Source organism: uncultured Campylobacter sp., from assembly GCF_938045225.1.
In the GTDB taxonomy this organism is placed as follows: Bacteria; Campylobacterota; Campylobacteria; order Campylobacterales; family Campylobacteraceae; genus Campylobacter_A.
On sequence record NZ_CALINL010000060.1, the window covers coordinates 1 to 7983 of the forward strand.

Sequence of the window (7983 nt, forward strand, 5' to 3'; positions counted from 1 at the left end):
AAGTAAAGTTTTGTGGCTTAGCTCGATGCCTTTTGGCTCGCCTTCGCTGCCGCTACTAAATAAAATAGTAGCTGTATCTTCTAAGTTTACACGCTTAAAATAGCAAAGCTTAATAAGCCAAACTGGAGCAAAAAACGCGGTTAAAAGCGCTAAAAATTTATCTTTTTTTGAGACGCTAGCTGAGATATCTTCAGCAAATTTAGCCTTGCCGCTCATCGCATCTTTTAGATCAAAGCCCTTAAGTGCGAGCTTTTCAAGAAATTTGCTAGAGGTGATAACTGTGTTTATATTTGCCTTTCTTAGAGCGTGATTTAGCGAGGTCTCATTTAGTGTGTAGTTTAAATTTACGCTCACTTTGCCCATGGCAAGAAGCGCCATATTTACGATAGCTGCGATGCTTGAGCTAGGTAGTAAGATGCCTATATTTTTCTCATCTTTTAGCTCGTCTATGCCCTCAAGTGTTTTTACATTGTAATTTTTCTCAAGCCTGTTTATCTCTTCATTGTTGTGGATGAGCGGACCGATAGTTGCGGCATCTCCAGCGTTTTCAGCTATCTTTATCGCCCTTTTTACACCAAAGCAAAATCCATAACTACTAGCAAGCTCAATCTTCAACGCTAGCTCCCAGTTGTCTTAAAATCCCGCTAAAATTTGGAAACGAAGTCGCGATAAATTCGCTCTTTTCTATAACCATTCCGCATTTTAGCCCAAGCACCGCAAAGCTCATCGCGATACGATGATCGCCATTGCTATCTATAATAGCACAGTTTGCCTCGCCGCCTTTCACGCTAAAGCCGTCTTCAAATTCTTCGACTTCAAGTCCGCATTTTCGCAACCCTTGCACCATGATCGCGATGCGGTCGCTCTCTTTTACGCGAAGCTCTTTTGCGTTTCTTACGCTGCTTGTACCCTGCGCATTTGCAAATGCGATGGCAAGCGCAGGCACCTCATCGATCAGCCATGAGATATTTTCGCTCACGTCCACGGCCTTTAGTGGCGCATGTTTTATCTCGATCTCGCCGATGCTTTCGTATGTGTTCGAAATCTCTTTAAACGTTACTTGCGCGCCCATTTTGGATAAAATTTTAAAGGCCTCCACGCGCGTTTTATTTAGCAGCATATTTTTTAGTACGATGTGGGAATTCGGGATTATCGCAGCGGCTACGGCAAAGAAAAACGCCGAGCTAGGATCGTTTGGAACGCAAATTTCAAGCGGTTTTAGCGGCGCGTTCATCGGCTCCACTTTGACACCGTGCGGTAAAATTTGCAAACTAGCGCCCATACCTGTTAGCATGCGCTCGGTGTGATCGCGGCTAAGCTCAGGCTCGCTAAGCTCGCAGCCGTTTGACTTTAGTCCCGCCAAAATCAGAGCCGATTTTACCTGCGCGGAGGCGATTTTGCTATCAAATTTAAAATACTCCAGCTTCTTGCCGCGGATAGCCAAAGGCGCGTGATCTCCGCAATTTGCGCCGTCTATCTTAGCTCCGACGCTGATCAGCGGTTTAGCCACTCGCGCCATCGGACGACGGTTTAAAAACTCATCTCCGCTTAGCGCGAAAAAGCCCTCGCTAGCGGCCAAAAAGCCCATAAAAAGCCTCATAGCCGTGCCCGAATTTCCACACTCTAAAACAACGCTAGGCTCTTTTAAATTTGCGCTCGGAGTTATGATTAGCTCGCCATCTTTTTCCTCGATACGCGCGCCTAAATTTTTTACGATCTCTAGCGTATTTAGCGTATCCTCGGCCTTTAGATAGTTTTTCACGCAGCTTGGCTTATCGCTTAAAAGCGAAAATATCGCGCATCTATGCGAGATAGATTTATCGGCAGCGATGTTTTCCAGGCTCGCGCTTATCGGCGTTCTTAATGCGTAAACTTTCATCTTAGTCCGATATTTAAATTTTGCTTTAAAGCGTCCAAAATTTTATCCATTATCGCCGCCACTTCCTCGTCTTCAAGCGTTTTTTGTATATCTTGGAAGTTAAATTTGACGCTCAGACTTACGTCGTCTCCGAGCTTATCGTCTGAATATATATCAACTGGCGCAAATTCTTTTAGACACTCGATTTTTAGCGCATTTATACACTCTTTTATCGCTTCGAATTTCATGGTTTTAGGCACAATTAAACTTAGGTCTCTGCTGATAGCCGGGAATTTTGAGTAGGCTTTGACGACCGCGCTATCAAATTTAAGCTTTTCAAACTCTATCTCGCAAAGATAGGTTCGCGGCAGGTCGCGCGCGGCTTCGACTCGCACGTCCACGCGACCGATATAGCCCACGCAAACGCCGTTTTGATAAATTTTAGCTTGCTCAAATTCGCTTAGATATTTTACGTCGTCGCACGCTTTTAGCTCAAATTCGCCGATCGCGTTTCTAACGGCCGTCGCAAAGCCCAAAAAGTCGATATCGGAAGGCTTTGCGCCGTTTAGCAGGCTAGGTTCTTTTGTCAGTCCGCTAGCTACGAAGCCAAATCTCTCACTTTGTTCTCCGCTCTGGCTAAATACGCTGCCGAATTCAAAAATTTTGACCGATTTTCGCTGATTTTTTACGTTTCGCTCGGCCGATTTTAGCAAGTGATTTGCAAGCGTCGGCCTTAGCGTGTTTAGCTCGCTATTTATCGGGTTGGCTATCTCGGGTTTGCAAGGAGCAAAACCAAGCGCCGCTAGCTCGCTCGCGTCGTCAAATACATAATGCACGCTCTCGAAAAATCCGGCCGCAGCGGCTTTTTTACGCAAATTTAGCGCATTTTTGTAGCCTACAAAAGTATCGTTTATGCGGTTTGCTTCGCTGAAATTTAGCGGCTTTGAGGCGATATTGTCGATACCGACCATTCGTACGATCTCCTCGCACACGTCCTGCGCATTTACGATATCGTGGCGAAATAACGGCACTTTGGCATTCGCACCCTCTTTTTCGGCGTTAAAAGTTAGGCTAAATCCAAGCTTTTTAAGTATCCTTACGACGTCGTTTTGAGCGACTTCTTGACCGATCATTTTTTGCATTTCGCTCATCGTAAAGCTCACAACCTTCGGTTCGCGCGTCATTACGCTTTGCTGAGAGCCCGCATAAAGCGCTACCGATTTTAGCGCGGCTAGCTGTCTAAATAAAAAATCGGCTCCAAAACCGACGTTTGGCTCGCTGCCTCTTAGCGAGCGATAAGCTTGCGCTTGCCTAGGCATTTGCTTATCCTCGTAAACGGTGGTCGCGATCACTTGGGGATCGGTGTAGCTAGCCTCTACTATGATTAGTTTGCTGTTTTCGTCAAGCCTCGCCGCGTCCGTCTGATATACGCCGCCAACGCCCAAAAGCTCGCCGCCGGCTAAAATTTCAGTCGCCAAATTTGCGCCCTTTTGCAGATCAAAAACAGCGCGCTCGTCGTCCTTTTTGAGCTTGGCGTAATCATACGCGCTAAAAAGCACGCCGGTTGAGTGCGTAGCGTAGTCCAGCAGGCGCTCGATGCGATTTTGTTTATCGCATTCGATCAACGCCAAGCGGATCTTCATCAGCAAATTTTCATCAAAATACTCTTTTATCTCAAAAGCGCGGTACTGAAAACTGCTTTGTAAATTTTCCTCGGCGTGGATAGCTAAAATACGCCCGATCCCGAGTAAATTTTCGCCCTCTTCGTACCTGGCGGCGTCTTTTAGCGGCAGATCAAGCGCAGCCGACAGGTCCCTTGCTACGCCGTAGACGCTTAGGCAGTCGCCGCGGTTTGGCGTTAGCTCGATCTCGATGATATCATCGTTTAGTAGCGGATATTCGCAAATTTCCTTACCCAGTTTTAGCTCGCCGATACTTTCATCTAGCGGCATTATGCCGTCGTTTGTTTTTACGAGGCCTAGCTCGACGGATGAGCAGATCATACCGTTTGACTCGACGCCGCGTAGTTTTGCCCTTTTTATCTCTAGTCCGCTAGGCATAACGGCGCCTGATAGCGCCACCGGTACGAACTGTCCGGCCTCGACGTTTTTAGCGCCGCAGACGATTTGTAGTGTCTCGCCGCCCACATCCACTTGACAAACGCTTAGTTTCTCGGCGTTTTCGTGTTTTATCTTGCTTTTTACGTAGCCTACGACGATGTTTTTAGGTACCCTGATCTCTTTAAAGCTATCGACCTCAAGTCCGATCGAATTTAACGTCTTTAACAGCGTTTCGCTCGTTACGCTTGAGATGTCCAGCCATTCGTTTAGCCAATTTCTTGAAATTATCATTTAAACTGCTCCAATAATCTTAAATCTCCCTCGAAAAGCGAGCGCAAATCAGGAATTTGATGAAGCAGCATCGCAAATCTCTCGACTCCAAGCCCAAATGCGTATCCGCTCACGTTTTTGTAACCGACGGCCTTAAAGACGTTTGGATCGACCACGCCGCATCCTAGTACCTCGAGCCAGCCCGTTTGCTTGCATACGCGACATCCCTCGCCGTGGCAGAAAATACAGCTGATATCGACCTCCGCGCTAGGCTCCGTAAACGGGAAAAAACTAGGGCGAAAGCGCACTTTAACGTCGCCGAACATGTATTTTAAGAAATTTTCAAGCATTGATTTTAAATTTGCAAAGCTCACCGCGCCGCCCTCCTCGACCACGAGGCCTTCTACCTGATGAAACATCGGCGTGTGCGTTAGATCCATATCTCGGCGAAACACCGTTCCGGGCGCTATCATGCGAATCGGCGGCTTTTTGCTCATCATCGTGCGCACCTGCACGGGGCTAGTGTGCGTGCGAAGCAGTCTAAAATCCTTAAAATAAAACGTATCTTGCATATCGCGCGCAGGGTGGTATTTAGGCAAATTTAGCGCCTCGAAGTTGTGGAAGTCATCCTCTATCAGCGGTCCCGTCTCGAGCGAGAAATTTTGCATCATAAAGTACTCGATGATCTTATCCATCGTAGCCATCACGGGATGCAGTGCGCCCGCACCGCTTGGCTCGTTAAATAGCGTGATGTCGATAGCCTCAGCCTTCATTTTGGCTTTTATCTCGCCGCTTTCAAGCTCGGTTTTTTTAGCCGCTAAAAGCCCTTCAAATTCGTCTCTTAGCTTGTTTAAATTTGCCGCAAATTCCTTCTTGGCCGCTTCGTCCATATCCTTAAGCTTAGCAAACTCCGACGTGATCGCGCCCTTTTTGCCCAGTAGCGCGACGCGAATCTTGTCTAAATCCGCCAAATTCCCGCATTTTGCGATACTTTCTCTATACTCTTGCAAGTTTTTACCTTTACTAAATTTTAGGATAGATTGTAGTCAAAATTTGATAAAATCTGCCTAAAAAGCGGAAAATTTTAACTTTTACTTGTTATAATTAAGCCAAATTTTAACCAGGAGAAAATCATGACGATATTCGAAAAAATCGTAGCGGGCGAAATACCTTGCAACAAAGTGCTAGAAAACGATAAATTCCTAGCCTTTAACGACATAAATCCAAAGGCTCCGATTCACATTTTGATCATCCCGAAAAAGCACTTTGAAAATTTCCAGGAGATGGACGGGGCGCTGATGGGCGAGATGACGAAATTTATCCAAGAGGTCGCGGTGCTAATGGGCGTGGATAAGAGCGGATACCGCCTAGTTACAAACTGCGGCGAAAACGGCGGCCAAGAGGTCATGCATCTGCACTTTCACCTGCTAGCCGGAGCAAAGCTCGGCTGGGTGGATACTGCAACCGATCCGCAAAGCACGTTTTAAATTTTAAATTTACGCTCGAAATTTGAGCGTAAATTTTGTCTGACGAGCCAACCTTTAATTTAGGTCGGTTCGTCTGTTTTTGGTTTCAATTTAATCATTCCACCAATTATAAATCCATTCAAAAAAGCTATCCGTAAAGCCGTAATAATACAAAACGCCGATAATGACGGAGTAAATTGCACATCTGATTATTGCGGCATTGCGTTTTCTACGCCTTTCAAGTCTTTCTTGCTCTTCGATCCAATCCCAAATTTTTTTACTCCAAACTATTGTCGAAAAGATTTTCATCAACATTCTTCACCTCTATTCAAATAAACCTGCCTCAAAAAAGCCACTTGAATAACCGCAGGTATCGTTACTCTATATGCAGGACCGGCTATATCTGCCGCAGTCCAAACACCCGTAATAAGCCAGCCTATAGGTCCGGCAAATATGCTAATAGTTCTTGTAAGCGTCGCATTCGCCGCCAAACTAAGACCTCTGCCCAAAATAATATTTGCGATAGTATTGGCCACGATGAGAGCTATTTTATACGACATAAATCCGCCTCCTTTAATTGCTACTTGCAAAGCGCCCATAACGGCTTGAGACGTAAAGTTAGTAGTTTTTAGTCCAAGATCGCTTGAAATATTTTTCAAATCCTCCTCGCTCATTTTATCTAGACTGTCCGATAAAATTTTCATAAATAACCCCTGTTCTATCATCTGAGTATTTTGGGATTTATTATAATTAACCTTTAACTTATCGCAAACGTCGCATAAAATTTCTTTATATAAAAGACCATGCCCTCTAAACATATTTGCAATCGTATTGCCGCCAAAAAGTTGCAACTCCTCACAAATCAACTCTATATACCTTTGATGGTCTGGATAAAATTTTTTAAAATCATCTTTAGCGCTCAGCTCTTCAGTCATTCTTCCATCCCCATCTTTACCTTTAAGAATATCAACAAGCTCATTTAAATCGCTACTTTTTAGCTCACGCAAGAACTCCAAATCCTCATCAAATTTGTACGCCATTTTTACCCCTCATTTAAAATTTGAAGAATGCTACCGAAACGAGCCTTAAGAGATATTAAATTTAAGGAATAAATCCTTATAAAGTCTAAATATAAAGTAATTATTCCTTAGTTGATAAGTCAGCCTATTTTCTCGAAAATTCCCGATAAAAAGGCTAAAAATGGGAAATAATCTATCAAAAAGAGATATTGCGGGGATTTTAAATATAGATACGAAAACGCTTTATAACTGGAAGAAAAACAAGCCCGAACTCTACCGTATCGTTATGCTAGGGTTTAAATTCGACGAGCTCTTAAAACAAGCCGAAAATAACTTGGACGAGCTTCAAAAAATCGCAGAAGAAAATCAAAATTTTAGATTGAAGTGAGGATTGGAGCCGCATTTTACGCGATAAATTCGCCAAAAATCCAGCGCCGATAAAAAACAGGATAAACTGCAAATTTGACGCTAAATTTTTAGATACAAATCAAATTTGCCAAATTTGACCGCACCGCGAAACATACATTAAATTTGCACTTATAATTTAAACGGGAATTTTAAATTCGTCTCAGCAAGCCGCACGGATAGCGATAACAGCGGCTCGGCAAGTTTTTATATTAAGCGATCAGCAAGAACAAAAAACATAGTCAAACCCGCAAATTTTATCTTTTTAAAATTTAACCGCCGCCGACCTTTTGCCAGGACGGTTAAATTTCATTATTTCCTAGCCGCTCTAACCGCGTCTAAAAGCGTTTCAAAGCCTACTTTGCTCGAGTTTTCCACGTCTTTTAGTATTTCCACTCCCGCGGCATTATCTTTGCCGTTATCTGAGAAAATTTTAATCGCTTTGTCGAGTCCGTTATGCACGTTTTCGTGATGGCGAGAGATATCTTGTACGGTTTTTGAGTCATTTATGATGATATTTTTTACTTTCTCATTAAACCACTTAGCAAAACGGCAGTGACCGACATCCGGCACGCTTTCAAATTCGCCTTGCAATACCGCCCTATAACCGTTTAGTTTCATATTTATATGGTCGATTTTGCCGTTGCTGACGTTTACTTCATTAGTAACGTTTAGGGCTTGATTTAGGATGTTTTGCGTGTTTTCGTTCACGCTTGCGATAGTGCCTTGAAAATCGCTCAAAACGCGCATCACGTCGCCAGAAATTTTAGAGAAATTTTCGCTCATTCCTATCATCGTGTTTGAGCTTTGTTTAAGCCCGTTTATGTTTACCTCTACTTCAAGAGTGGCGTTTCGCTGGTGTCTTTGTGGGGCAGCAACTGGCATCAATGGCACGGCAAATCGCC

At 44.1% G+C, this 7983-nt stretch carries 8 protein-coding genes; 2 read left to right on the plus strand and 6 right to left on the minus strand.

The window, feature by feature from the left end:
* The 4 genes from Q0200_RS02810 to pheS form a co-directional block, all read right to left on the minus strand.
* The coding region (locus Q0200_RS02810; RefSeq protein WP_297937482.1) for an AMP-binding protein at positions 1-615 on the minus strand (615 nt) is incomplete at its 3' end.
* Entirely contained in the window at positions 605-1879 is a 1275-nt protein-coding gene (gene aroA / locus Q0200_RS02815; protein WP_297937485.1) for a 3-phosphoshikimate 1-carboxyvinyltransferase, read from the minus strand. The genes Q0200_RS02810 and aroA, both read right to left, overlap by 11 nt.
* Positions 1876-4209, minus strand: coding sequence for a phenylalanine--tRNA ligase subunit beta (gene pheT / locus Q0200_RS02820; protein WP_297937487.1), 2334 nt, complete (start codon positions 4207-4209; stop codon positions 1876-1878). The genes aroA and pheT overlap by 4 nt, the downstream gene beginning before the upstream one ends.
* Entirely contained in the window at positions 4206-5198 is a 993-nt protein-coding gene (pheS, locus tag Q0200_RS02825) for a phenylalanine--tRNA ligase subunit alpha (RefSeq protein WP_297937489.1), read from the minus strand. Before pheS ends, pheT begins: the two co-directional genes overlap by 4 nt.
* Positions 5199-5321: 123 nt before the next feature.
* Between pheS and Q0200_RS02830 the strand changes: the two genes are divergently transcribed.
* Complete coding sequence (locus Q0200_RS02830; RefSeq protein WP_009493554.1) at positions 5322-5675, plus strand: histidine triad nucleotide-binding protein; 354 nt, start codon at positions 5322-5324, stop codon at positions 5673-5675.
* Positions 5676-5962: 287 nt separating this feature from the next.
* On the opposite strand, the gene Q0200_RS02835 is transcribed toward Q0200_RS02830, so the two are convergent.
* Complete coding sequence (locus tag Q0200_RS02835) at positions 5963-6694, minus strand: DUF3944 domain-containing protein (protein ID WP_297937492.1); 732 nt, start codon at positions 6692-6694, stop codon at positions 5963-5965.
* 160 nt (positions 6695-6854) lie between these two features.
* Between Q0200_RS02835 and Q0200_RS02840 the strand changes: the two genes are divergently transcribed.
* Positions 6855-7061, plus strand: a complete 207-nt coding sequence (locus tag Q0200_RS02840) for a transcriptional regulator (protein ID WP_297937495.1) — start codon at positions 6855-6857, stop codon at positions 7059-7061.
* A 329-nt stretch (positions 7062-7390) separates the two neighbouring features.
* Here the strand turns inward: Q0200_RS02840 and Q0200_RS02845 are convergent.
* The coding region (locus Q0200_RS02845; protein ID WP_297937498.1) for a CZB domain-containing protein at positions 7391-7983 on the minus strand (593 nt) is incomplete at its 5' end.